Annotated in this window: 1 protein-coding gene and 1 pseudogene; both read left to right on the plus strand. The window is 74.5% G+C overall.

The annotated features are described in order from the left end of the window. Positions 1-134 precede the first annotated feature (134 nt). Positions 135-536 carry a hypothetical protein gene (locus ACOV8S_RS00255; RefSeq protein ID WP_108951607.1) on the plus strand — a complete coding sequence of 134 codons (402 nt, stop codon included), beginning with the start codon at positions 135-137 and terminating at the stop codon, positions 534-536. Between the two features lie 83 nt (positions 537-619). Further along, positions 620-1221, plus strand: a pseudogene (locus ACOV8S_RS00260) (hypothetical protein); the annotation flags it as partial.

Here is a 1221-nt window from a genome sequence, read left to right on the forward strand (position 1 = left end):
GGGCGGGGCAGTTGACCCACGATAGTGGGGGCGTCGCATGTTCCGCTGGAAAATGCCAGAACGCTCACTCACCCTCACGAACCCTGCGTAGCGTCTCCGTCGTTCAGCCGAACGCCAGGTGGAGGGGGCCGCGCGTGCCCGGGATCGACGAGTGTCTGCTGGAAGTCATGCGGTTGCCCGGAGCCAGGGGCGCCGCGCTGGTCGACTGGACCAGCGGACTGCCGCTCGGCACGGTCGGCGACCCTCCCGGCGGTGAGGACCACGACACCGCCGCGGCGGAGGCCGCCGAACTCGCCCGCCTCGCCGCCGAGCACGGCGCCTTCACCCCCGACGAGGGGGCCGGCTGGGACAGCTCTGAGCCGCCGGTGGAGGACGTCATCATCAGCAACCGGGACAGCTACCACGTCCTGCGCTTCCTGCGGGCCACCTACGAGAGCAGCGTCTTCCTCCACCTGTGGCTGGACCGCGACGAGGGCAACCTCGCGCTGGCCCGGATCCGCCTGGGCGACCTGGCCGGACGGCTGGTGCTCGGATGACGCCCGTGAACACGCCCCCGCCGAGGCTTCCGGTCCGGGACCCCTCGACCGCGCGGCAGCGCCCCTGGGGCAGCGTCTCCCCGATGCTGAACCGTCTCGCCGCCGAACACGCCACCGGCGTCCTGGTCCGCGAGCGCGGCACGCTCTACCTCTCCGAGGGCCGCGTGGTGCACGCCGAGAGCCCGGCCACCCCCGGCATCGACGTGCTCCTCACCGCCGCCGGCGCGGTGGACCCGGAGGGCTGGCAGCGGGCCGTCGAGGGCGCGGAGGCCGACCCGGAGCGGCCGGTGAGCCGCACGCTGATCTCGCAGGGCGTGCTCTCCCAGGGCCAGCTGGAGCTGTGCCACCTCGGCAGCCTCTTCGACGCCGCCTACTTCGCGCTCGCCCCCAGCAGCGCCCCGGGGCACTTCCGGTACGGCGCCTGGCACTGGATGGGGGCCGTGCGGCCGGTGCCCGTCTCGGCGCTGGAGCGGGAGACGATGCGGCGGCGCTCGCTGCTGAACCGGATCTGGCCCGACCCGTCCACCGACACCGCCCCGCTGACCCTGATACGGCCCGCGCGCGCCGCCCAGGCCTGCGTGCGGCGGCAGGCGATCCTGGACCTGGTCGACGGCCGGCGGACGGCCACCGACATCGCCCGCGAGCTGGGCCGGCCCGCGTTCCACACGCTGGTGGACCTGCGCCG

The sequence above is a fragment of the Streptomyces sp. CO7 genome (assembly GCF_053474865.1).